The sequence below is a fragment of the Mucilaginibacter terrigena genome (genome assembly GCF_004168255.1).
GTDB lineage: Bacteria > Bacteroidota > Bacteroidia > Sphingobacteriales > Sphingobacteriaceae > Mucilaginibacter > Mucilaginibacter terrigena.
This window is the reverse complement of record NZ_SEWG01000004.1, coordinates 333957-359361: the sequence shown is the minus strand read 5'-3', so window position 1 is coordinate 359361 and position 25405 is coordinate 333957. Positions and strand designations below refer to the sequence as shown.

19 protein-coding genes are annotated in these 25405 nt (G+C 44.6%); 10 read left to right on the top strand and 9 right to left on the bottom strand.

The window, feature by feature from the left end; genetic code table 11:
* Window positions 1-100: 100 nt before the first annotated feature.
* The 3 genes from gyrB to EWM62_RS11740 all read left to right on the top strand — a co-directional run bounded on the left by gyrB (window position 101) and on the right by EWM62_RS11740 (window position 3219).
* Window positions 101-2059: a DNA topoisomerase (ATP-hydrolyzing) subunit B gene (gene gyrB / locus EWM62_RS11750; RefSeq protein WP_129876861.1), complete on the top strand. Its 1959-nt coding sequence runs from the start codon at window positions 101-103 to the stop codon at window positions 2057-2059.
* A gap of 165 nt (window positions 2060-2224) precedes the next feature.
* Complete coding sequence (locus EWM62_RS11745; RefSeq protein WP_129876860.1) at window positions 2225-2563, top strand: PadR family transcriptional regulator; 339 nt, start codon at window positions 2225-2227, stop codon at window positions 2561-2563.
* Window positions 2560-3219 carry a hypothetical protein gene (locus EWM62_RS11740; RefSeq protein ID WP_129876859.1) on the top strand — a complete coding sequence of 220 codons (660 nt, stop codon included), beginning with the start codon at window positions 2560-2562 and terminating at the stop codon, window positions 3217-3219. The genes EWM62_RS11745 and EWM62_RS11740 overlap by 4 nt, the downstream gene beginning before the upstream one ends.
* Before the next feature lie 14 nt (window positions 3220-3233).
* Here the strand turns inward: EWM62_RS11740 and EWM62_RS11735 are convergent, their stop codons facing one another.
* From EWM62_RS11735 to EWM62_RS11725, 3 genes are all read right to left on the bottom strand, one after another.
* A complete protein-coding gene (locus EWM62_RS11735; RefSeq protein WP_129876858.1) occupies window positions 3234-3665 on the bottom strand; it encodes an aspartyl protease family protein in 432 nt (143 codons plus the stop codon).
* A gap of 202 nt (window positions 3666-3867) precedes the next feature.
* Entirely contained in the window at window positions 3868-6129 is a 2262-nt protein-coding gene (gene tamL / locus EWM62_RS11730; protein ID WP_129876857.1) for a translocation and assembly module lipoprotein TamL, read from the bottom strand.
* Window positions 6126-11243 carry a translocation/assembly module TamB domain-containing protein gene (locus EWM62_RS11725; protein WP_129876856.1) on the bottom strand — a complete coding sequence of 1706 codons (5118 nt, stop codon included), beginning with the start codon at window positions 11241-11243 and terminating at the stop codon, window positions 6126-6128. The genes tamL and EWM62_RS11725 overlap by 4 nt, the downstream gene beginning before the upstream one ends.
* A 252-nt stretch (window positions 11244-11495) precedes the next feature.
* Between EWM62_RS11725 and dnaE the strand changes: the two genes are divergently transcribed.
* The gene (dnaE, locus tag EWM62_RS11720) at window positions 11496-15086 is read left to right on the top strand and encodes a DNA polymerase III subunit alpha (protein ID WP_129876855.1); all 3591 of its coding nucleotides are present in this window, start codon (window positions 11496-11498) and stop codon (window positions 15084-15086) included.
* A gap of 13 nt (window positions 15087-15099) precedes the next feature.
* On the opposite strand, the gene EWM62_RS11715 is transcribed toward dnaE, so the two are convergent.
* Window positions 15100-15396 (bottom strand): hypothetical protein, encoded by a 297-nt coding sequence (locus EWM62_RS11715; protein WP_129876854.1) that lies wholly within the window; start codon window positions 15394-15396, stop codon window positions 15100-15102.
* 217 nt (window positions 15397-15613) lie between these two features.
* On the opposite strand from EWM62_RS11715, the gene EWM62_RS11710 reads away from it, so the two are divergent.
* The 3 genes from EWM62_RS11710 to trxA all read left to right on the top strand — a co-directional run bounded on the left by EWM62_RS11710 (window position 15614) and on the right by trxA (window position 16648).
* Entirely contained in the window at window positions 15614-15850 is a 237-nt protein-coding gene (locus EWM62_RS11710) for an addiction module protein (RefSeq protein WP_129876853.1), read from the top strand.
* Window positions 15851-15852: 2 nt separating this feature from the next.
* Window positions 15853-16164, top strand: coding sequence for a type II toxin-antitoxin system RelE/ParE family toxin (locus EWM62_RS11705; RefSeq protein ID WP_162499832.1), 312 nt, complete (start codon window positions 15853-15855; stop codon window positions 16162-16164).
* Window positions 16165-16327: 163 nt separating this feature from the next.
* The gene (gene trxA, locus EWM62_RS11700; RefSeq protein ID WP_129876852.1) at window positions 16328-16648 is read left to right on the top strand and encodes a thioredoxin; all 321 of its coding nucleotides are present in this window, start codon (window positions 16328-16330) and stop codon (window positions 16646-16648) included.
* A gap of 103 nt (window positions 16649-16751) precedes the next feature.
* Here trxA and EWM62_RS11695 read toward each other — a convergent pair whose 3' ends face one another.
* From EWM62_RS11695 to EWM62_RS11685, 3 genes are all read right to left on the bottom strand, one after another.
* On the bottom strand, window positions 16752-17447 hold the full coding sequence (locus EWM62_RS11695; protein ID WP_129876851.1) for a head GIN domain-containing protein: 696 nt from the start codon (window positions 17445-17447) through the stop codon (window positions 16752-16754).
* Between the two features lie 173 nt (window positions 17448-17620).
* Window positions 17621-19270 (bottom strand): M1 family metallopeptidase, encoded by a 1650-nt coding sequence (locus tag EWM62_RS11690; protein ID WP_129876850.1) that lies wholly within the window; start codon window positions 19268-19270, stop codon window positions 17621-17623.
* Window positions 19271-19471: 201 nt separating this feature from the next.
* A complete protein-coding gene (locus tag EWM62_RS11685; protein ID WP_129876849.1) occupies window positions 19472-21337 on the bottom strand; it encodes a CocE/NonD family hydrolase in 1866 nt (621 codons plus the stop codon).
* A 232-nt stretch (window positions 21338-21569) separates the two neighbouring features.
* Here EWM62_RS11685 and lpdA point away from each other — a divergent pair, with 232 nt between their 5' ends.
* The 3 genes from lpdA to EWM62_RS11670 are packed head-to-tail and all read left to right on the top strand — an operon-like array spanning window position 21570 to window position 23872.
* A complete protein-coding gene (gene lpdA / locus EWM62_RS11680; RefSeq protein ID WP_129876848.1) occupies window positions 21570-22973 on the top strand; it encodes a dihydrolipoyl dehydrogenase in 1404 nt (467 codons plus the stop codon).
* Between the two features lie 39 nt (window positions 22974-23012).
* Window positions 23013-23399 (top strand): four helix bundle protein, encoded by a 387-nt coding sequence (locus tag EWM62_RS11675; RefSeq protein WP_129876847.1) that lies wholly within the window; start codon window positions 23013-23015, stop codon window positions 23397-23399.
* Window positions 23400-23425: 26 nt separating this feature from the next.
* A complete protein-coding gene (locus EWM62_RS11670; protein WP_129876846.1) occupies window positions 23426-23872 on the top strand; it encodes a sterol desaturase family protein in 447 nt (148 codons plus the stop codon).
* A 2-nt stretch (window positions 23873-23874) separates the two neighbouring features.
* On the opposite strand, the gene EWM62_RS11665 is transcribed toward EWM62_RS11670, so the two are convergent.
* Both EWM62_RS11665 and EWM62_RS11660 read right to left on the bottom strand, forming a co-directional pair.
* Window positions 23875-24450: a hypothetical protein gene (locus EWM62_RS11665; RefSeq protein ID WP_129876845.1), complete on the bottom strand. Its 576-nt coding sequence runs from the start codon at window positions 24448-24450 to the stop codon at window positions 23875-23877.
* A gap of 50 nt (window positions 24451-24500) precedes the next feature.
* Window positions 24501-25400, bottom strand: a complete 900-nt coding sequence (locus tag EWM62_RS11660; RefSeq protein ID WP_129876844.1) for a tetratricopeptide repeat protein — start codon at window positions 25398-25400, stop codon at window positions 24501-24503.
* Window positions 25401-25405: the final 5 nt, after the last annotated feature.

Below are 25405 nucleotides of genomic sequence, written 5' to 3'. Positions count from 1 at the left end.
ATCGTACTTATGTTACACATTGTTTAAGGTTATGTGAAGCGAAAATCTTATTTTTGTGTATAGAACTCCACTTGGAGAAAGGTTATTGTTTTAATCAAATATGAGCGAAGAAAAACAGGATAAATCAAATTATTCAGCGGATAATATACAGGTTTTAGAAGGTTTAGAAGCGGTACGTAAACGGCCTTCGATGTACATTGGTGATACAGGCGTTAAAGGCCTTCACCACCTGGTTTACGAGGTAGTTGATAACTCGATAGATGAGGCGCTTGCCGGGTATTGCGATACCATTAACGTAACTATTCATAAAGGGAACTCCATCACAGTTGTAGATAACGGCCGTGGTATCCCAACAGGCATCACCACAAAAGAAAAAGTATCGGCATTGCAAATTGTAATGACCGTTTTACATGCCGGCGGTAAGTTTGATAAGGATACTTACAAAGTATCGGGCGGGTTGCATGGTGTGGGGGTAAGCTGTGTTAACGCGCTGTCAACCCACATGAAAACCGTTGTTGAGCGCGAGGGCAAAGTATTTACACAGGAGTATTCACAGGGTAAGCCTTTATTTGAAGTGAAGGAAATAGGGGTATCAGACCGTACAGGTACCACGCAAACTTTTCAGCCCGATCCTGAAATATTCAGCCTGACCACCGAATATAAATTTGAAACATTGGCTACCCGCTTACGCGAGCTGGCTTTTTTAAATAAAGGCATCCGTTTAACCTTAACAGACGAGCGCGAAACCAATGATGATGGTTCTTTTATTGTGGAAGAATTTTTCTCTGAAGGTGGGCTGAAAGAATTTGTTAAATACCTTGATGGTACCCGTGTGGCCATCATCCCCGACCCAATTTACCTGGAGGGTATCAGGCAGGGTATCCCGGTTGAACTGGCTTTCCAGTACAACGATACCTATACCGAAAACGTGCACTCGTATGTGAATAACATCAACACCATTGAAGGTGGTACGCACGTAGCCGGTTTCCGGATGGGTTTAACGCGTACGCTTAAGGCTTATGCCGATAAATCGGGCTTGTTAAAAAATATGAAAATTGAAATTACCGGTGATGACTTCCGCGAGGGGTTAACCGCTGTAATTTCGGTAAAAGTGCAGGAACCGCAATTTGAAGGGCAAACCAAAACCAAACTGGGCAACAGCGAGGTAAGCGGGGCCGTTAACGTTGCCGTAGGCGAAATTTTAGGTAATTACCTGGAGGAAAACCCGCGCGAAGCTAAAATGATTGTGCAGAAGGTTATACTTGCCGCTACAGCCCGCGCAGCAGCCCGTAAGGCACGCGAAATGGTGCAGCGTAAAAGTGTAATGAGCGGTTCGGGTTTACCGGGCAAGCTATCTGATTGCGCTAACAGCGACCCAACCCTGTGCGAATTATACCTGGTTGAGGGCGACTCGGCGGGTGGTACCGCCAAGCAGGGCCGCGACCGCGAGTTTCAGGCAATATTACCTTTAAGGGGTAAGATACTGAACGTGGAGAAGGCCATGGAGCACAAGATCTACGAGAACGAAGAAATAAAGAACATGTTTACCGGGCTTGGTGTAAGCATTGGCACCCCAGAGGATGCCAAAGCATTGAACCTGACCAAACTGCGTTACCATAAAATTGTGATCATGACGGATGCTGACGTGGATGGTTCGCACATTACCACGTTGATCCTGACCTTCTTCTTCCGTTATATGAAAGAACTGGTTGAATACGGATACGTGTACATTGCATCGCCACCGTTATACCAGGTTAAAAAAGGTAAGGAATCTGAATACTGCTGGACCGACGAGCAACGCGATACTGCCATACAACGCCTTAAAGGCGCAGGTAAGGAAGATAGCGTACACGTACAGCGTTACAAAGGTTTGGGTGAGATGAACGCCGAGCAACTATGGGATACTACCATGAACCCGGCCAACCGTACCCTTAAAAAGGTAGCTATTGAAAATGCTGCCGAGTGCGATCATACCTTCTCGATGCTGATGGGAGACGAAGTTGCCCCACGACGCGAATTTATTGAGAAGAACGCGCGCTATGCACGTATAGATACATAGGGTTTTCAACTGTGCAGAATTTAACTGTGCAGATATCTTTTTCTATTAATATTAAGCTCCGCTAAAAAGCGGGGCTTTTTTTATAAACGAGATATCCGGTCATGACCTTTTAAATTTATATACATAATTTTCTTATGTATATAAAATAAATTATATATTTGGGGCATGAGCACTAATCCATTGCTAAAAGGCAGCCTGCAAACCATTATTTTAAAACTGCTGGAAGATAACGACCAGATGTATGGCTACGAGATAACCCAAAAGGTTAAAGAGGTATCAGAGGGTGGCATAATGCTTACCGAAGGTGCATTGTACCCGGCACTGCATAAACTGGAGGCCGATGGCTTCCTGGAAACTTTTACACAGGTGGTTGATAACCGGGTGCGAAAATATTACCGCTTAACTGAGCAGGGTGGCAAAGAGGTAACCAGCAAACTCGACGAAGCACAATCGTTTATAGACCAGCTGCAAACATTGTTGAACCTTAAACCGGCAACCAAATGAAACCTACGGAAAAACAACTGAAGGTACTGCAAGACTATCTGCACAATACGCTTACATACCGGGAAAGCTACGAGGAGATCTACGATCACATCCTATCTGCGATAGAGCACCAGCCGGATAGCATTAAGTTTGAGGATACCATCAATACCATTATCATTAATGACTTTGGCAGCCATAAAAATTTGCTGAAGATAGAAAAAGCCGGGAAGGATGCGTTGGTGAAAGAATGCACCAGCAAATTTCTTGACTACTTTATATCCTTTTTTAAGTTTCCTGCCTTATTTTATACGCTGATATTTGCTTTGGCAGTCTATTACACATTAACACATGCAAGGCTTGTTCCGTTTACTATTGAAACAATTTTCGCGCTGATGACAATAGTGCCCGGCGGCATTTATTTATTAAGATTGTATAACACCGGGTATATTTTAGATACTACCCGCAAATCTGCAAAGGATAGATTATTTGAGACTATGGCGGGCATACCCATACGCATTTTTGTAGTAGTGATGGTATTTGGAAATACAACTTCGTACCAAATTTGGGATGCTGATCAATTCTATGGTATTACCATTTTATTGCTGTTGGCCCTGGTTTACAATATAGCCTTATACAAATTATATAAGGATGAGTTTAACACAGCGCTATCCAAATAATAATATGTTTTTTATCACTTCAGCTTTAACGTCTTTTTCCCAAAATCAATAACGGCGTTGTACTTCATCAGTACATCGCTGCCCAAAACGCCTAAAACTTCGGGGTGGCCCATTTCGCGGTAAGCTATGTTGATGGTAGACAGGTCGAGCACCGCTACTTCCAGCTCCGGGATCAGCAGGTCGCCTATCCAGATATTTTCTATTACCGCCGTGGCCGATTCCATAGTATTGGTGCCCAGCCCGGTTGATAACCTCTCGCTGGCAATAATAGGGGCTTCCTGGTTGACCTGTACCAGCAGTTCGTGGTCAAATGCCGTGCGCGAGGCGCCCGTATCCAGCACCACCTTAAATGGCTTGTTAAATATCACAATATCCAGCACCGGGTGAAACCCATCGCCATGCAGATCGATAATATTCAAAGGGACGGAAACGGAAATTTTAGTCATTGTGTCATTTGCTTCGCTGTCATTGGGTCATTCGCTTCGCTGTCATTCGCTGCGCTGTCATTCGCTGCGCTGTCATTGGGTAATTACGCTTCGCTGTCATTCGCTTCGCTGTCATTGGGTCATTACGCTTCGCTGTCATTGGGTCATTTTCAAACGGCGGCAATATAGCGATCAATCACTAATTCACTAAATCAATAAATAATCAAAACGGATAACCGATAGCGATATTAAAGATGGCATTTTTAAAGCTTGGGGTTATCGAACGTGTGCCACCGGCAGGCGTGTAAGGCCTTATCAGCGGGAAACCCAAGTCGGTACGCAATACCAATATGGTGGCATCAAACCTTAAACCAAAGCCGGCATCTACCGCCATTTGCGTTAAAAAGTTGGGGCCAAATGTACCACCCACCTGGTGTGGCTTGGCGTTCCAGATGTTACCGGCATCGGCAAACAAAGCGCCATATACAATGCTGAACAATTTTTGCCGGTACTCGATATTGGCTTCCAGTTTTATATCGCCGCTTTGGTCGGCAATAAATGTATTGGCATCACCCGGGCTTGGGTCAACCGTGCCGGGGCCTATCGACCGGGGCCGGAAGCCTCTTAAACTGTTAGGGCCGCCTATAAAAAACTGCTGGTTATACGGCAGTATAGTAGAGTTGCCATAGGGCAAACCAACCCCCACCAATAACCGGGTGGCAATTTTACTACCTGTGGTTAATTTATGGAAGAACCGTATCTCCGCCTCGGCTTTAACATATTGGTTAAACACGGCACCAAATAATGTTTTTACTTTACCGGCCAGGGTATCGGCACCACTTATAATGCCATACAAGTTATTTGACAGGCTTAACTTGCCGCGATAATAAAGGCTGTTGGTACGATAGTCTTCGGTAGTGTTATCATAAGTATAGGCATAGCTTGGGCCCATGGTAAATTGCGGGTCGATAACGTGCTTAAGCGAAGGGTTACGGTTATTAGGGTTCCTGATGCTATCTGTATACAGGTCGGTAATGTTACGCGGCTTTACATAGGCTACCTCCAGTAGGTTTAACTCATGCGTTTTATGTATATCAGATTTAAACTGGTAACCAAATGACCCGGTAAACGAGTTAAGCGAATACAGCTTTTGCCTTACTACAGATGTATAGCCCAGCGTTAAAATGGTGCGCGGTATATAGGCGTTAGCCGACCGGAAATTGAACGGGCTAATTAACCGCGGCCACGACAGGCTGGTTTGGGCACCATATTGGAAAACGTTGAAGCCATTGTTTTGGCCGCCAACCTGCACATCGGTACTACCAAAAAGGGTAACGGTTAAAAGCTCGCCGCCTTTAAAAGCGTTGCGGTTTTTCCAGCTAAGGTTTATTTGGGTACCGGTGTAATTAGCCGATGTGGTACGGCCTATAATTTCGGCCTGTAACGATTTGCGTTTGTATGGGGTTAGGAAATAATAAACATCCAGCTTTGGCGAGTCGGGTGTTACATCCTCGAACCTGTTTTTTACGTAACGGTACGGCCCCAGGTTAATAAACCTGTTTAACGAGTTATTATGCACCTCGCGGCTGTACACATCATTAGGGTGCAGCAATACCGTATTAGCAAAGATATATGGCCTTACGGTTTTGCGTGGGTCGATGATGTTATACCAACGGTAGGCTTGTGCCTGGTCCAGCTTTAGCGAGGTATCGCGCAGCGAATAGTTTGGGTAAACATAAATATTACGGATGGTGTAAATTTCACGGGCCTGCTCGGGGGTGGTTTCTTTAATCTTAACAACAAGGTCAACCTTGTGTGTATCCACCGTACTATCAACCCTTACTATCAGTTGCTCGGGCGCGAAGTAGAAGAAGCCCTCTTCCTTTAACCGGGTATCGATACGGATGCGCTCCGATTTGATAACATCAAGGTTATACTTATCACCGCTTTTTAACAGGGTACCGGCCTGTGTGCCTTTAATAGCGGTATCAAGGCTGTTATCTGTAGCGCTTGGGAAAGTGATGTTACGGATGGTGTACGATGGGCCGGGCAAGGCGGTAAAAACAGCCTTGGCGGTTTTCTTTTTTCCGATGGTATCGCCGCTAACACTTGCCTGGAAATAACTTTCGTTTTGCAGGCGGTTAGTCATAATTTCGCTGTTCTTGGCCAGGTCAACCTGGCTTACATACACTGGTGGCTCGCCGTATTTGCTCAGGAATTTTTGGATAAACCCTTTACGATTTTTGGTTTTATAATATAACCACAGCTTTATACGCATGCCTAATATTGCCGAGTTTGGTTTAGGGCGTATCAAGGTCTTCATTTCGGCGCTGATGTTTTTCGAGTCACTTTTTGAAATGGCTTTATCCTCAACCTTTACCGTGCCGCCGGTATATAACTTTTCACCCTCGGGTACGTATTTGGTGGTACTGCAAGCGTTTAGTATAACGGCCAGTGATAATAAATATATTATACGTTTTATCATAAGGTTGTGGTCTGGGTCTTAGTTCTTTCGTCTTTATCTTTTTGCTGCGATGCTTTTTCCTGCTCGTCTTTTATTTTTTGCTCTTCTTTGTATTTACGGCGCATTTCTTTTTCCTGCTCGGTACGTTTGCGGAAGATCTCGCGGAAGCGGTTATAATCTACAGTGAGCGAGAAGCCTACACCGGTTTCGATGATCTGCCCCTGTATCACTACAAACTCATCTTTACGGTAAGCGCGCAGGGTATAGCGGCCGTCTTTGCTCAGCTTATAATTAACCGAAACGTTACCGGCTATGTTGGATGTTTTTTGCCCCTGTTGCGCGCCTTCCAGGTTAAAGTTATTACCTACCGATACGGTAAGCCTGTCGTTAAGGAAGCGTTTTGATAAACCTACGTTCAGGTCTGTTCGGTTGGTGGCCGTACCGGATGAGTAGTCCTGCCCGGATGTTAAACCAAAGTTGAGGTCTACGCCGGAGATCAGGCCGCCGGCAAGGCTGTTCAGTTGGTCGGTTAATAAACTGCTTACGCTGTTGCGGATAGCGCCCTGCACACCTGCGCTGCCGCCCTGGCTTTGCAGCGGGTTATCGCCAATAAAGTGGCCAAGCACTAAAACACCAAGCACCTGTTTGTTCAGTTCGTTAGGGTCCTGCCGTATTTGGGCAAGGCGGGTATCCACGGTGTTGGTTACCTCGCCTGATACGTTGTAGTTGCTATCGGGCAGGGTAATATCAAAGCTGATATCGGGTTTCATTAATTCGTTACGTAAGTTAAGGTTTACGTTGAACGGCAGCTTTTGCTTGTATTGCGTAGTGTTTTGGTCGCTTAGCTGATTGGCTACCAGGTCTATCGGCGGAACGTTGGCTACATAAATAGCGGTCAGGTCGATATTGGCGGTGGTTGGGTCGCCTGTCCAGGTGATGGTGCTGCCCTGCTTAAAGTTAAACTTACGCGATACGGTAGCGTACGATAAATTGTACGAGCCGCTGTTTACAGTAAAGGTACCGGTTAAGCTTGTTTTACCACTTGGGTCTATCCCGCCGCTAAGGTGTGCTTCGCCTTTCAGGTGTACCACATCGCCGTTGCGCTCATCAACTACAATGGTAAAGGCGGCGTTCTTATCAATATTTACGGTGGCATTCACGTCAAGCCCGGTAATTTCCGATTGTTTCAGCGAATCCAGCTGGCGTGCCATTAGTATCGAATCGGTTTTGGGCGCGCTGGCATCAAAAAATTCAACCACACCTTTACGGTCTTCAACACCCGGGTCGCTGGTTGGCAGTACAAAAACCATATCTGTTTTATCGTTAACGGTAAGCGTGGCGTCAACTACAGGCTTGGCCATATCGCCCCGCACTTTAATATTGCTATCCATGTAAAGCTTACCGTAAAATAATTTATTGTCGGCTTTGGTGGAGTTAATAACCCTGAAGTTATCCGACCGTATGTTCATCCCAAACTTAAAGTCGGTGTAGGTTTTGGTGTAGATAGAACCCGAGATAACCGCCTTGTTGTTGGTAGAATCAACCAGCGTAAAGTCGTTAAAGCGGATGCCCTCGTCGTTAAATGTAATGCTCTCCTTGGGCATGGTAAAGTAGGAGTTGAGCATACTTACGTTAAAGGCCACCTTGTTGAATTGTATATCGCCCCGCACGGCCGGCGCGGTGGTTGTGCCCGTTATTTTTAACTGACCGGTGATGTTGCCGCTGGAGTTGCGGATGGCGCCAAAGCTAAAACCCTCGATACTCTTCATCCCCAGGTTAACAATATTCAGGTTCAGGTCAAACCGGCTTTCGGGCGTGGTGTAATACATGCCGTTCAGGTCTACCTGGTTACCTTTGCCGGTGATGCTCATTTGCGCGGCGTAAGCATTTTGGGTTTGGTTGTTTACCTTAAGGGCTATGTTACCCACGGTATCGCCTTTAAAGTTAAAATCGCTTACATTAAGTGCCGCGGTAAATACAGGCGATTTCTGGAAGTTGCTTACCACCGCATTACCATTGATCATGCCGCCAACCAGTAACGAATCCTGTTTGGCCAGTTTGGTCAAAGTTTCGATGCGGAAATTCCTGAAATCAACTGTTATAGGCGAATTGTACTCGCCCGAGTTACTATTGGCGCTCAGCACCTGGTTGCTGTTGGTAATGCTGAAGTTGCGCGCCAGTATCCCCTTAGCGCCGTAAAACAAGGCGTTATCCGCGCTAACTGCCCATGGGGTATAATCAAGCAGCAAACCGTTCTGCAAAAAGCTGAACTGATACTGATCTGGCAGTACGCTAAACTGGCCTGCAATGCGATAACGTTCTTTTTTGGCGGCATCCCTTACCTGCAGGTTTATACCTAATTTGTTATTTTGAGCCGCGCCGGTTATGCTGGTGAAAAGCAGATCGAGCGAGGACCCTACTTTTACCTCGTCGACATTAAAGCTGTAGTTTAAAGCATTATTGCCGGTGTTGATAGCCAGTTTAAGGTTATTAACCGTATTGGTGCCATAAACAACCTTTGGTGCCGAGCCATTTACCACCAGCTCGCCGGTGGTGCTGTTAAAGCGGCCGTTAAATAATACCGGGTCAAGTTGTTTCAGGTCGGGTACAAACTGGGTTACCAACGGGGTTTTAACCAGTCGTGCATCAAACGTAAATTGCTGCGGCGAGTATTTGATCTTTACGCGCGGGGTTTTGCTGCCCAGGCTGGTATTGTAATATTTATCAACCACATCCTGTATAGCGGGGGCAATTTGGGTTAGCTTGTATTTGCCACCCATGTGCGCGTAAAACATGGGGGTTTTTAATTTTAAGGTGCTGCTATCGGCGTTGGCGGTTGATATCAGGCTGATGGTATCCATTTGAATGCGCTGCCCGTTATTGTTCACCACCAGGTCTGTAGCCAGTATGTTGGCGTTCAGGTAATCCGGGTCGGCAGTAGGTACATCGGCAATAATTTTGCCGTGGAAGCGCATCGGGGTTTTGGTAAAGTTCAGTTTCTGCAGATCAATGCTATCCACCAAAAGCGTTGCGTTAACCGATGGATACTTCTTGTTCATATTGGCCTTAGCATCCAAAGTAAAATTGATGTTAGGGTCTTTCATGCGGGCTTTGGCTACGTAGCTGCCGTTGCGGGCGGTACCGTTCATCACCAGGTTACGGTAGGTGTAGCCCTTAACGTTGGCGCTTACAACATCGCCGTTAAATTTAAGGCTGGCGGTTTTTGGGTCGAGGCCGGTGCCGCTGATATTGGCTTTCATGGTTACAAAACCCACCATTTGCGGTTGTTTAGTTAACGCCCCAACGTTTAAATTATTGGCCTTTATATTGGCCGAGTAAGTTTCGCTTCCTTTGCGTTTACCGCTTTTCATGGCTGCCACCAAATCAACCGCGCCGTAGCTGCTGCGCAGGTTTAGTTTGGTGTTAAAGTTTTTCATAGTGCCTTTAAAGGTGCCTTTCAGGTCCATATTTTCGGGGACGCTCACATTTGGGGGGATGGTGCCTTTTGGTGCCAGGCGGGCAATATCATTGCGTGTGGTACGGAAATCGTTGATGTTAAGGTCTACATAAGCCTTATTCACATCAGGCAGGCCACGCATATTGGCCGATGCTTTTACGTAAGTGTTGCCAAAACCGCTTATCTCGATATTGGGGATATGCAGGTTGTCAACCGTACCATTTACGCGCCCGTTTATTTTGATGACCGAGTTTGGCGATGATTTAAACGGCTCCATCGAGGCCATGGTTGGCATCAGCAGCAATACATCGCGCAAGCCCAACTTGCTGCCATCGAGATTGGCGTTGATGCTAAGCTTGCCCAGGTTTTTGGTTAACGATTCGATAGAAGGATAACCCACCTGCAGATCCTTTTGTATCACTGATGTTGGCGTTTCTACCAGCAGGTCTTTCAGGTAAGCACTTCTTGGGCCATAAAAAAACGTGGTATGGAATTTATTGATCTTTAACCCGCTTTTCTCTGCAAAGGTGAAGGAGTTAACCTTACCCGATAAGCTATCCGGGGTGTAGTTAAGGTCCTGTATGTCGGTATTTAAGTTTTTGATACCCATGTGTGCAAAATCCAAACCACGTGGCAGGGGTTTTTGAGCATCATTATCAAACTTAATATTATCGTTGGTAAGGGTTATACGGTTCAGGCTGGCTGTCCAGCCTTTGGCTTGCGTTCTTGAAGTCAGCGTGTCAATTTTTTTAATTGTTTTTTCAACCGCTTTGGTAACGGTAGCCGGTTTGGCAAAGGTAAGCCCCGCGTTGGTATTATCCAGCTTGATAGATTTGATACCCACATGCTGGTTCTTCATATCTATCTTATCCATCTCCACCAAAAAGGTACCCAGGTCAACCTTGGCGGCCATTTCGCTGCTTTTGTAATCAACCTTAACCTTGTCTATGTTTATCTCGCCCAGGCTAAGGTCCATGTTTAACGGCGCGGTGGCGGTATCAATGGTAGCGGCTTGTTTAATTGACGAACCAGCAGGGGTTTGAATAATTTTAGCGTTCACGCCGCTCAGGTTTATCTTGGGGATGGTAAACTTCATCTTATCCAGGTCAAAATCCTTGATGCGGGTATCAAAGTGGCCCAGCAGGAATTTCACGTCGTTGCCGGTAGTTACATCCTTGTACTTAATGTTAATCCTGTCCAGGATGATCTTATCTACCGAAAACTTCATGGTAGAGGTAGTGTCTTCGGGCTTAACTTCTTTCTTCTGCTCGCCGGCAAAAGCTTTCATGATATAATCGAAGTTGAACAGGCTATCCGGTCCACGGCTAATGTTGGCAGTAATGCCTTCCAGGTTTATCTCGTTTATCTCGACCTTATTTTTCAGCAGCTTTAACAGGGTGATGTCAACCTTCAGTTTATCGCCCGCTATAAGGGTGTCTTTTTTCTGGTCTTCAAAATAAACATCTTCCAGCACCAGCAATTTAGGCAGGCCAAGGCTGATGTGGCCTATCTCTACTTTAGTATGGATTTTATTTTGTAAAAAAGTAACAGCCTTGTCTTTCGCATAGTTTTGTACGGCGGGTACCTGTATTAAAATAACTACAAGCAACACCAAAAAGATGACACTTGCAATTATCCAAAGTATTGTTTTAAGGGCTATACGTCCAAATCGTTCCAAATTCTTAAAGGTTAGGGTTATTACCTATTGTTATACAAATTATGTGCTAAACACACCGTGCTCTGCGTTTTTTAACATTACTAAAAAAGAAATGTTTGAGGAAAATGGCTATAAGGATAATTTTACAATACATAAGTGACAACACGCCAGTATTGTAAGCCGCCTGTGGAAAGATTTGCTTCTTTTTAATATCCAAAAAACATCCTTTTCGCTAAATTTGTAATCCACCGGATTAGTTGATTCAGATATAATATGCCCGATTTTTCGCACTTACACGTACACACCCAATTCTCGTTGCTTGACGGGGCCGCCGATATATCAAAGCTATATAAAAAAGCGGCAGCCGACGGGATGAAGGCCCTGGCCATTACCGACCACGGCAACATGTTTGGCGCGTTCAAATTTGTGGCCGAAGCGGGTAAACACAATGTAAAACCCATTGTGGGTTGCGAGTTTTACGTGGTTGACGACAGGCATAAAAAGCAGTTCACAAAAGAAGTAAAAGATAAGCGCTACCACCAGCTGATGCTGGCCAAAAACGCCGAAGGCTACCAAAACCTGATAAAGCTTTGTTCGTTAGGATATATTGAAGGGCTTTACAGCAAATGGCCGCGTATTGACAAGGAGCTTATCCTCAAATATCATAAGGGTATTATTGCTACTACCTGCTGTCTGGGGGCTTCGGTACCACAGGCTATTTTGCGCGACGGCGAAGCCGCTGCCGAAATAGAATTTAAATGGTGGCTTGACCTTTTTGGCGAAGATTTCTACATCGAAATGCAGCGCCACGATATCCCCGAGCAAAATATTGTGAATGCAGTGCTGGTGAAATTTGCCAAAAAGTACAATGTAAAAGTTATCTGCTCAAACGATTCGCACTATGTGGATCAGCAGGACTCAAACGCGCACGATATTTTGCTTTGCGTAAACACCGGCGACTTGCAAAGCACCCCCATAGCTACCGACGAAGAAGGTGGCAAGGGCTACCGTTTTGGATTTACCAACGACCAATTCTATTTTAAAACGCAGGAGGAAATGGGTAAGCTGTTCCATGATATTCCTGAGTCGCTTGATAATACGCAGGAGATAGTTGACAAGGTTGACGTGCTTAAACTAAAGCGCGATATCCTGTTACCAAATTACGTTATCCCGCCGGAGTTTAAGATCCACAGTGAAATGACGCCTGATTCGGATACCCTAAACCAATGGGAGTACCTGAAGCACCTTACCTTTATGGGCGCTAAAGAGCGTTACAAAGATATTAGCCCCGAGGCCGAAGAGCGTATCAACTTTGAGTTGTTCACCATCCGCACCATGGGTTTTGCAGGATACTTTTTGATCGTAGCCGACTTTATAAAGGCAGGGCGCGATATGGGCGTATTTATTGGCCCGGGCCGTGGCTCGGCGGCGGGATCGGTAGTGGCGTATTGTACGGGTATCACCAATATCGACCCGCTGAAATACAACCTCCTGTTCGAGCGTTTCCTTAACCCCGACCGTAAGAGCATGCCCGATATTGATACGGATTTTGATGATGCCGGCCGCCAAAAGGTTATTGATTACGTGGTTGATAAATATGGTAAGAACCAGGTCGCGCAAATTATTACCTACGGCTCTATGGCTGCCCGTACAAGTATACAAGATGTGGGCAGGGTTTTGGATATGCCGTTAAGCGATGTGAACGCATTGAAGAAACTGGTGCCCGAAACATTGGGTATCAACCTTAAAACGGCTATTGAACAGGTGCCCGAATTGCAGGCCATCTACAAATCAACCGATCTTAAAGGTATAGTGCTTCGCGAAGCGGAGAAACTGGAAGGTTCGGTGCGTAATACGGGTGTGCACGCCGCAGGTATCATTATAGCCCCGTACGATCTGACAGACATTGTACCGGTGGCTACCGCTAAAGACTCCGACCTGCTGGTTACCCAGTACGATGGCCGCGTGATTGAGGATGCAGGGGTTATCAAGATGGACTTTTTGGGCCTTAAAACCCTTACCATTATTAAGGACGCGCTAAGGCTTATCAAGCAAAACCACGATGTACATATCGATATAGATTATATCCCGCTGGATGATGTAAAAACCTATGAGCTTTACCAGCGTGGTGATACAAACGGTACCTTCCAGTTTGAAAGCGACGGGATGCAAATGTACCTGCGCGACCTTAAGCCGGATAAGTTTGAAGACTTAATTGCCATGAACGCCCTGTACCGGCCCGGCCCGATAGAGTATATACCATTGTTTATTAAACGTAAGCACGGTATCGAACCCATCGCCTTTGATTTGCAGGACATGGAAGAATACCTGGGCGAAACCTATGGTATTACCGTGTATCAGGAGCAGGTGATGCTTTTATCGCAAAAGCTGGCGGGCTTTAGTAAAGGCGATGCCGACGTTTTGCGTAAGGCGATGGGTAAAAAGCAAATTGAGGTACTTAATAAAATGGAGGCCCAGTTTATGGATGGGGCCATTGCCAAAGGCCACCCCAAAGATAAGCTCACCAAGATCTGGAACGACTGGAAAGCCTTTGCACAATATGCGTTCAATAAGTCGCACTCTACCTGTTATGCTTTTGTGGCGTATCAAACAGCATATTTAAAAGCGCATTACCCGGCAGAATATATGGCAGCGGTATTAAATAACCAGAACAACATGGAGAAGATCACCTTCTTTATGGAAGAATGCCGCCGCATGGGTGTTGAGGTTTTAGGCCCTGATATCAACGAGAGCGATATGGCTTTTACCGCCAACAGAAAAGGTGTTATCCGTTTTGGAATGACAGGTGTAAAGGGTGTTGGCGAAAAGGCGGTTGAAAGTATAATTGAAGAACGTAAGGAACGCGGACCATATAAAACCGTTTATGATTTCGCGCAGCGGTCAAACACCCGCTCGGTAAACCGCAAGGCTTATGAGAATTTGGTTTACGGCGGCGCCTTTGATGATTTTGGCTTGAACCGCGCGCAGTTCTTCGCTAAAACAGAGAACGGTATTTTAACCGGGGTAGAACGGCTGATAAAATATGGTAATGATTACCAGAACACACAGAGCAGCTCGCAATCGTCTCTTTTTGGTGGTTCGGTAGCATCTTATATCCCCGAACCGGCCTTACCCGAGGCTGAAGAATGGCCATTGATAGAAAAGCTGAAATATGAGAAAGAAGTTATCGGCATCTATTTAACCGGCCACCCGCTGGATAACTATAAACTGGAGCTTGATAAATACTGCAATACATCCATCACCGAACTTAAGAACATTCAGAAAGCCCGCTCGGGCGAGGGTGGGGAAGAGGTAATGGAAAACCTGGCCAACCTGCGTAAGCGCGGCGAGATCTGTATTGGCGGGTTAGTAGCCAACGTACAGCATAAAACCACCAAGATGGGTAAACCGTTCGGTACGTTTATTTTAGAAGATTATAACGAAAGCTACGAGTTTGCCTTTTTTGGCGAAGACTATGTAAAGTTCCGCAACATGATGGTCGACGGGTACTTCCTGCATATCAAGGGTAACATCGAAGAAAAATTCCGCCAGAAGGATAACTGGGACCTGAGGGTAACCGTGATGAGTTTGTTATCCGAAATGCGGGATAAACTCACCAAATCGTTAACCGTATGCCTGGACGTAAAAGCCCTGAACGATCAATTGCTTGATAACCTGATGCAGGTGATCAACACCAATAACGAAAAATATCCGGCCAAAAGCTGCCAGCTTAAATTTAAGATACGCGATGGCGAGGAAGCCATGTATGTAGACCTGCTGTCCAAATCGCACAAGGTTAGCCCAAGTGATGAGTTGATGGCGGATATTTATAATCTGACCAACGCACCGGCTGTGTTGTTGTAGACGGATAGATGAATTATAAACAAACATATGATCCGTTAAGCATTAGTTTGCGGCCATTTTGTTTAGATCGATAATTAATATAACTAACTGTGGCTATAATAGGCGTTGTCACAATTGTGATAAAAAACCCTAATAAAGCAATAACCTCTATCCCAGTAATACATTTAATATCAGGAGAAATACCACCTATAAAAATATAGGTGGCTACCAGTGGTAAAATAATTCCTGATAGAAAACAGGAAATATTAATGAAGATAAAGGAAAGCTTTACCTTGCCATGGATTTTTTTACTTGATAAAACTATTTGCATTAAGGGTGCCGTAAGCAGCAGCAAGAGCGGGACGACCCCATAAATGAAAGCGTGCATATTGATTAATTGGTGTTTCTTATTAATGCTTTTTCCACATAAAAGGTAACCCTCAATTAATTACATTGTATTATTTGACAAATGCGCAGGCCGTGTGCCGTGGTATTGGTAGCTTTCTATCTTAAATAATATAAGTTAAATTTGTTTTAAACGAATTGTTATGACCACCCAGGCGATTAGAGAAAGGCTACATGAATATATCCGCTTCGCGGATGATAAAAAACTGGAAGCGATATATACGATGGTAGAGGATGATATTGTAAAAGAACTTGATCTTTGGGAAAATAAAGAGTTTTTACAAGAAATGAAAAGCCGCGTTGACGATTTTGAAAGAGGAAAAACGCAAGCGATTTCTTGGGAAGAAGTTAAATCAAAGGCAAAATCTATAAAGGTTTAGTTTTGTATTTCATTCAATTTGATCCCAAAGCGGATACTGAATATCAGGAAGCTTACGCCTGGTACGAAGAACAACTACAAGGTTTAGGAGAACGGTTTGAATTTTCGGTAGAGCAAAAGTTAGTATCGGTTTTAGCTGCGCCATTGCTTTATCCCATTAAAAAATATGATATAAGAGAATGTAAAATAAATGGTTTTCCATATCTCATTATTTATAAATTCTATCCTCTAAAAAATCTTATATTAATCATATCCATTTTTCATACAAGCCGGAACCCACGTAAAAAACTTCCTAACTTAAGGAAGCGCAGTTAACACGTTATCCACATTAAAAGTAACCCTTCAAATAGCTGCAACTATAAAGCATTTGTAATTAGGGCAGATGTTGATAATATAATTGTCACATTGTCATGTGCCTACTTGTGGCAAGCTATTTGAATAGTATATATTTGTATAACATTATTTAAAAAATAAAATCATGGCTTTAGAAATAACTGATGCAAACTTTGATGAACTTGTATTAAAATCAGATAAACCTGTACTTATAGATTTTTGGGCAGAATGGTGTGGCCCGTGTAGAATGGTAGGCCCTGTAGTTGAAGAACTTGCTAAAGACTACGAAGGCAAAGCTGTTGTAGGTAAAGTAAATGTAGATAACAACCCCGGCATTTCAATGAAATACGGCATCCGTAATATCCCTGCTTTATTATACTTTAAAGGCGGCGAAATTGTTGACAAACAAATTGGCGCTGTACCAAAATCAGTACTTGCAGATAAGTTAGCTAAGCAATTAGCATAACATTATCATATATATTTAAAAAGGCTTCGGAATATCCCGAAGCCTTTTTTGTTGACTAAAAAGTCCTTTGTCTTTTGTCGTTTTGTCCTTTATCTAAAGGGCGTTACATCCTGCTTACGCTGCCACTTCCTGCTTTTGAGCTGGAAATGTTTTTGGCCGCGCCTGTATAATGCACATCGCCCGAACCAACAACAGAAGCATCTATTTTATCGTTAGCATTTACCCTGGCATCGCCCGAGCCTGCAACTTTAACACGTGTGTTGGTAGTTACTAAGTTTGAACCGGTAAAATCGCCCGAGCCAACTACGCTAACGGTTGAATTATCTGCCCGGCCTGTAAGGGTGATATCGCCCGAGCCGCCAATGCTGCTTTCCAATTCTTTAACATCAACTTTTCCGCTGATATCGCCCGATCCGGTCAGCTTTACTTTTAACGAGGGTGCTTTTAAGCCATCTTTAAAAAACACATCGCCTGAGCCTGCAAGGCTAACCGCGTTTACATTTTTAATAGCTACGTAAACGATCATTTTTTTATTGCCTGTCCAGTTCCAGTTGGAGCCTTCTTTTGTATGGATCTTTAATACACCACCTTCTACCTCGGTAATAATACGGTCGATAACATCCGAAGGGGCTTCTACCTTTACCGACTCGGTTGAGCCCTGGGTAATGTACACATCGTACGAACCGGCAACGCTCACAGCGTTAAAGCCTGTTAAGTGGCGGTCCTGGGTATCTGCTTTAGCAATGCTTGCGGCGCCTACCATCAAGCCGGCAATAAATAGTGTTTTTAGTGTTCTCATGGTTTTATTGTTTTACTATTAGACGCACCTTGTAACAGGTTAGTTGCACGAAATGGAAAATAAAAAGTACATCCTTTCCTGTCATCCCGAGCGGTAGCGAAGGATCTATCGGCTACATGCAAGTGGGCGAGTAGATGCTTCACTACGTTCAGCATGACAAAAAGAATTGATCCTTAATTCACCAGCACCCCTATATAATAATTAAAAGTATCCACCTCAATATTATCCTTAGTTGCTCCATCAATGGCAACCGGTGTATAGCGTGTTTTTGGGGTGATAAACTGGTATTGGCCGCCTTTTATGCGTACCCTTACCGGCATATTAAAGTCATGTACATCGGCTATCCATTTGCACATCAGCTTGCCGTTTATGGTCATAAAGTCAAGCGTTGGGATATTGGCATGCTTTAAATACTGATCAAATACAGGCGTAAGGTTTTTACCGCTTTGCTCGTTTATGTAGCCCACAATTTGTTCGTGGGTAACGGTTTGATGGTAAAAGGTTTTGTTAAGCCCGCGCAGTATACCCCGCCATTTTTCGTCATCGTTGATGATCGTACGGATCATATTGAGCAAATTACCACCTTTAGGGTACATATCGCCCGATCCTTCTTTGTTTACGTTATAGGGGCCAATGATAGGGCGGTCGTTCTGGATACCCAGGCGCGTGCCGTGCACATATTCCTGCCCGGCTTGTTTCCCCCAGTTATCCTCGATAAATAACGATTCGCTGTAGTTGGTAAAGCCTTCGTGGATCCACATATCGGCCAGGTCTTTACTGGTGATGTTATTGGCAAACCATTCGTGGCCGCTCTCGTGAACCACAATAAAATCCCATTTTAAGCCCCACCCGGTACCAGACAGGTCGCGGCCTAAGTACCCGTTCTGGTAATGGTTGCCATATGCCGTACCGCTTTGGTGCTCCATGCCCAGGTGATGTGTTTCTACCAGTTTATACCCGTCCTCGTAAAAAGGGTAGGGGCCAAACCAGTGTTCAAAAGCTTTCAGCATAGGTTTGGCGTTTGCGCCCCAATGTTTTTTGGCTTTCTCCAGGTTGTAGCTCAACGGCCAAAAATCCATGGTAAGCTTACCTTTTTCGCCCATGTAGGTATCGCTGTAATGTACATAGTCGCCAATGTTGGCCTCAATATTATAATTGTTAATGGGGTTGGCCACAAACCAGTCGAACCGGGTGTAACCATCCTTTAGTTTGGTAACCTTACGCAGGCGGCCGTTACTTACATCTTTAAGGCCGTTGGGTACGCTTATGCTGATGAGGGCGCTGTCAACCTCATCGGCCTGGTGGTCTTTTGTTGGCCACCAAACGCTGGCACCCATGCCCTGGCATGCAGTTGATACCCATTTATGGCCAAGGGAATCTACATTATATTCCACACCGCCATCCCAGGGGGCACGTTTGGCAATGGTTGGGTTGCCCGAGTAATAAACGGTAAACTCATCTTTGCTGCCATTTTTTATAGTTTGCGGGAAGGTTACAAACACGGCGTTAAATTCGCGGGTATAAGGGATTTCTTTACCCTTGTAAACCACTTTCTCAATTTTTAGATTAGCGAACAGATCGAACTGTAGTTTGGTAAAATCCTGCGTAGCAGTGTACTTAAAAAGCACATTACCGCTAATGAATTTGTTATCGATATCAAACTTTACATCCAGGTGGTAGTAGTTGATATCGTAACAGGTACGCAAGGGGGTAAGCATCCCCCGCAGGGTATCGGCACGGGTAAAGGTTTCTTTTTGCGCGCCAAGCTGGGCGTGAGCGGTAAGGCCGCTTAGGATAAAAAGAGCAAGGATGCGTAATTTCATTTTTATATATTTTTCAATTTTAAATATGTCATTGCGAGCGATAGCGTGGCAATCTCATCGGAAGCACGTGGGTTATGCAGGGGCGACGAGATTGCCACGTCGCTCCTGCGCACCTTCCCTGCGCTGCTCCTCGCAATGACATGGTGGTGAGAGGGATTTAATGCTAACTAATATCTAATCACCATTCTCTAATCGCTAAACTTACTTCAACACCTCCACATCTATAAAGCTATCATTAAACACGGTTTGCGTAGCTTTCTGATAATCGCTTTCGGCGGCTTTGTATGGATTCTCTACAAATTTTTGCGGGTTACGCGCATACAGCGGGAACGATGTGCTTTGTACCTGTATCATAATGCGGTGGCCTTTTTTAAAGGTGTGCAATACATCCTGCAGGCGGAAATTCACATCCGTTTTTTGGTTGGCCACCATCGGCACAGCCTTCTCAAAACCATCGCGGAAACGTGCCGGCATGATCTCGGAACGTACCATTTGCTGGTAATTGCTCAGGATGATGTTTTTGTTTGGCATGTACGCGTTGTTAGGTTCATCGGGTGGGTAAACATCAATCAGTTTTACTATCCAGTCGGCATCTGTGCCGGTGGTAGCAACCTTAAGGTTTGCCATGATCTCGCCGCCAAGGGTAACATCATCAGCCAAAACATCTGTTTGGTAAACCAGTACATCCGTACGGCGGCCGGCAAAGCGCTGGTCCTCGCTCATGTAATTGTGCGGGGTAAAGCCCATTGTGGTGGTGTTATCCTCGGTATATGGTACCGGTTTCATCGGGTCGCTTACAAAACTGGTGCTGCCTGTTGCAGCAGGCGCTGTCGAAGTTAGTTTGGCATTGTTATCCAGGTAAAACTTCATGTGTGTAGCTTCGGCAGCAGGCCATTTGGCAAATGTTTGCCATTCCTTTTTGCCGGTATTGTACATATACGCTTCGGGCAGGCCGGAATTTTTATCGCCGTTACCTTTAAGGAAATGGTTAAAGAATTTTTGCTCGATGTTTTTCTGGTAGAAGGTGGCAATGCTATCGCCAAAATAAATATTACTGTGCATGGTGTGCCCCGTCTCGCGCGACCACCGGCCATGCCCAAACGGGCCCATTACAATGGTGTTATAAGCGTTAGGGTCTTTCTTTTCGATGGTTTTGTAAATAGCCAGCGGCCCTGTCAAATCCTCGGCATCAAACCAGCCGCCTACCAGCATCACAGCGGGTTTTACTTTATTATAGTGTTTTAGCAAACCGCGTTTTTGCCAAAACTCGTCGTAATTTGGGTGGTTAATGGTTTCCTGCCAAAAAAAGTTGTCTTTGTAGTATTTGTCGGCATTTTTTAGCGGGCCAAGGTCAAGCAGGAACTGGTAGCCATCGCGGGTGTTGGTTTTAACGGATTGGCTGCCGTACCATGCTTTGCTGGTGGTATCTGTTTTTTGCACCCCAAACACCGGGAAGGTGAAAAAGTAGCTTTGTATAAACGCGCCGTTATGGTGAAAATCGTCAAAAAAGAAATCGGAAATAGGCGCCTGCGGCGACGAGGCCTTTAGTGCCGGGTGATTGCTCAGGATACCCGCGGCAGCATAAAAACCCGGGTAACTGATACCCCACTGGCCAACTTTGCCGTTGTTGCCTGTCACATTTTTTATCAGCCAGTCGATGGTATCGTAAGTGTCAGAGCCTTCGTCCACATCAGTTTTTCCTTTTTTGTTGTCGATAACCGGGGTCATGTTGGTCCAGGTGCCTTCGCTTTTGTAGCGGCCGCGCACGTCCTGGTACACAAATATGTAGCCTTCCTGCATCATGTATTTTGATGGCCCCAGGTTGCCGGGATATTTTGTTTCGCCGTAAGGCGCAATGCTGTAGCAGGTACGCTGCATCATGATAGGGTATTTGTTGGCCTTTGATGCATCCTTTGGCGTGTAGATAGAGGTAAACAGCTTTACCCCATCGCGCATGGTAATGTAAACATCTTTTTTGGTGTAATGCTCCTGTACGTATGCGCTTTGGGCAAACAGCATACTACAGCTTACAGCCATTACAATTAATAATGCAGAGAGTTTTTTCATGATGGTCAGTAGTTATTGATGGCGTAATTTACTAAGTATATTGTAAAAATGCGAAGCGTGATAATAGTGTTACAAAAGTACCCTCTAAATCTCCCCCGGAAGGGGAGACTTTAAAGCCCTCCCTTTCGGGGAGGGTTGGGAGGGGCTAATGTCAATCCCCTCACATTTTAATCAATTACCTATTTATTGGGGTGTTAATATTCCTTAACTTTGGCCACCAAAATACACTGTTATGCAATATGATGTTATCGTTATAGGTTCTGGTCCGGGTGGTTATGTGGCGGCAATACGCTGCGCCCAACTGGGTATGAAAACCGCCATTATCGAAAAATACAACACCCTTGGCGGTACCTGCCTCAACGTGGGCTGTATCCCGTCGAAAGCTTTGCTGGATTCGTCCGAACATTACCATAACGCTGCGCACACTTTCACTACCCATGGTATTAAGCTTGACAACCTGGGTATTGATTTTGGCCAGATGATAAAACGCAAGCAGGAAGTTGTTGATGCCAATACCAGCGGTATCACCTACCTGATGAAGAAAAACAAGATAGACGTACACGTAGGTGTAGGGTCGTTTAAAGATAAAAACATCATTATTGTTACTGCTGCCGATGGTAAAACTACCGAGCTAACTACCGAAAAGGTGATCATCGCCACCGGTTCAAAACCATCGAGCCTGCCTTTCCTGAAGATAGACAAGAAACGCATTATTACCTCTACCGAAGCCTTAACGCTGACTGAAATTCCTAAGCACCTGATCTTGATCGGTGGCGGGGTTATCGGTTTGGAATTGGGTTCGGTTTACGCGCGTTTGGGTGCCAAAGTATCGGTGATCGAGTTTATGGACGGCATTATCCCAACTATGGATAAGGGCCTGGGTCGCGAGCTACAGAAAGTGTTAAAGAAATTGGGCATGGAATTTTACCTGGGCCACAAGGTTACAGGCGCTACTGCCAAAGGCAAAGAGGTTACCGTTACGTTTGATAACCCTAAGGGAGAGAAACAAGAACTTAAAGGCGACTACTGTATGGTTGCCGTTGGCCGTATTGCTTATACCGATGGTTTAGGCCTGGATAAAATTGGTATCACCGTTGAAGAGCGTGGCCGCAAAATTACGGTTGACGAGCACCTGGAAACCAGCGTTAAAGGCGTTTACGCCATTGGCGACGTGATAAAAGGCGCTATGCTTGCCCACAAGGCCGAAGATGAGGGCACCTTTGTTGCCGAACTGATCGCCGGGCAAAAACCACACATCAACTATAACCTGATCCCTGGCGTTGTTTATACCTGGCCCGAAGTTGCCGCGGTTGGTTATACCGAAGAGCAATTGAAAGAAGTCGGTACTAAGTACAAGGTTGGGTCGTTCCCGTTCAAAGCCAGTGGCCGTGCCCGTGCAAGCGGCGACCTTGATGGTTTTGTAAAGGTATTGGCTGATGCTACTACCGACGAGATCCTTGGCGTACATATGATAGGCCCGCGTGCCGCGGATATGATAGCCGAAGCGGTTATCGCGATGGAGTTCCGCGCCAGTGCCGAGGACGTAACCCGCGCCAGCCACGCCCACCCAACCTACACCGAAGCCATGCGCGAAGCTTGTTTAGCAGCAACGGAAAACAGAGCGATACATATTTAGTCTTGTTGTAAGGTTGTAATGTTTTAAAGTTGAAATGTTTTGAGCAAGTTCAATAAGTTTGAAGACCTGGATATTTGGAAAATAGGCATGTCGATTGCTGTTGATGTTTATCTGCTTTGCGATTTGGAGCCGTTGAAATCCGATTGGGGCATGAAAGATCAGATCAGGCGGGCTGCCTGTTCAATGTCTGATAATATTGCTGAAGGATTTGAATATAATAATAATCCCGACTTTGTTCGTTATTTGAATTACGCTAAAGGGTCATCAGGTGAGTTTAGGAATAAATTGATTATTCTTAACCAGGCAGGTAAATTGGATAAGGTTGTATATGAAACATTGTATGCAAAAAGTGTTGAGTTTTCGTCAAAGACGAAATCCTTAATCGATTACTTAAAGAAGTTTGAAGCTGATAAGAAGAAAAAATAACCTTACAACATTCCAACTTTACAACATTGCAACAAATCGTAAACATCGCCATAGTAATAGCAACCATAGCGACCATGGAAGCCCTCTCCTGGGCTATGCATAAATACCTTTTCCATGGGCCACTATGGTTTATTCATAAAACGCACCATCAGCAGCGCCATGGCTGGTTCGAGCTGAACGACCTGTTCAGTATTGGTTTTGCGGCATTGGCCTTATGGCTGATGTGGGTGGGGCATATCACGCTGGATTACCGCTTTTGGATAGGCACCGGTATCAGCGCCTACGGCACCATCTATTTCATCTTCCACGATTGGTTTATTCATAACCGCTTTAAAGCTTTCAGGAGCAATAACCGGTACCTTTCTGCCATCCGCAGGGCACATAAAATTCACCATAAATCAACAGAGAAAAATCCGTCGGAAGAGTTTGGGTTATTGGTGGTGGGGAAGAAGTGGTTTAAAGGTAGAGGGTAATACTATCTATTAAGTAATTTTTTAGTGATGTTAGCCAATGTTAAACCATCATTTTCCTGTATGGGTCTTAATAAATAAATTAGGCATTCATTGTTTCTAATTTCCAAGTGCAAATCGTCTTGAAGTTCAAAAATCTCGATAACCCCAGCAATCAGAATTTCAACAATCCGGTTTTTATCACCTGATTGCAATAGATATTTCTTATTGAAACCTGAATGCATCGGGATCTTGATATTTTGATGAAACAAGATATTCATAACCATTTCAGCAAACGTTATGGGTTGAATTATCGTATCAGGGGTGTCATCCTTAAATATAATATAAGCAGCTAAATAATCTGAAGTTACATGGTATGGACGATAATCTATTTCGGGCTTGACAATCGCTAAACGATACGAATTTGAATAAGAAACTATAAAAGCTTGCTCGGATATTCCGGTAAATTTCCAGCAGTTTGTTAGTTTAAAATTATCGCCTTTGGGGAGCGTTGAAAAGTTATTAAAATCGAAATTTATCTTATCTAATGTAAGCTGGTGTCGCGTACATGCTTTTTTAATTGCTGATGCTGCTTTGATCATTGTTATTGGCATAACGTTTTAAACGTATCGTTTGAAAATGGTTTATGCAATTACTTTTTTAATTGATCTATCTTTTCGGCAGCTGTTTTTTTAGCCTCGTCATCGCCGTATTTAATTACAAGTTCGTAATATTTAAGGGCGTTGGGTTTATCGCCTAAAAAGCTGTACGAATAAGCAATATTATTTAGCACAATGTAATCCTTCGGGTTAAGCTTTTCGGCTTTTAAAAGCGGCTGCAACGCACCCCGGTAATCTTTGTTTACAAGATAGCTGATGGCCAGGTTGGAAAGACTTTCAACGTGGTCCGGGTGGTATTTTAACACCGTTAGCGCTATATTTTTAATATTGTCGATGTACTTATCATCGTTTTCGTTAAATAGCTGTACAACATATTCCTGTATTCCCGAAAGCATAAATTCTTTCGGATCCTCCACTGGTTTGCCTTCCGTCCATTTCCATTTTAAATTGATGGTTTCACCATAATTTATCGCTTTAATAATTTCCTCAGTAAATAGCTTATAGTTTTTGATGCGGCCAAGTATATATACTTTCCCAAACCGCATATCCAGCCTGTCGGGGTATTTGCTGATGCCGGTGTCGATATAATTAAAGCCCTTTTGCAGATAGGCGTCGTTATGATTATTGGTGCTGCCTAAGTATCCAACTACTTTTTTGTCTTTATCTTTTATTTCAAACGATTTTCCGTCGGGCTGTACCGTTGTCATGGCCACCACTTCTTTTAGGCCTTCCTTCGCGTAAAAGTTATAAGCGTAAACATAAAACTCAGGATCGTTTGGGGTGGCTTTGCGCCATTGGTTGAGCAAGCTGAGCGTCGAATCAGCATTTCCTTTGGGGAAGATCTCTTTAAACCTGCTTTTAAAATCCTGCGCCGATGCCGGAACTAATATGCAGGATAATAAAAATGCGATGAGTAATGATTTAGGTTTCATTGAGG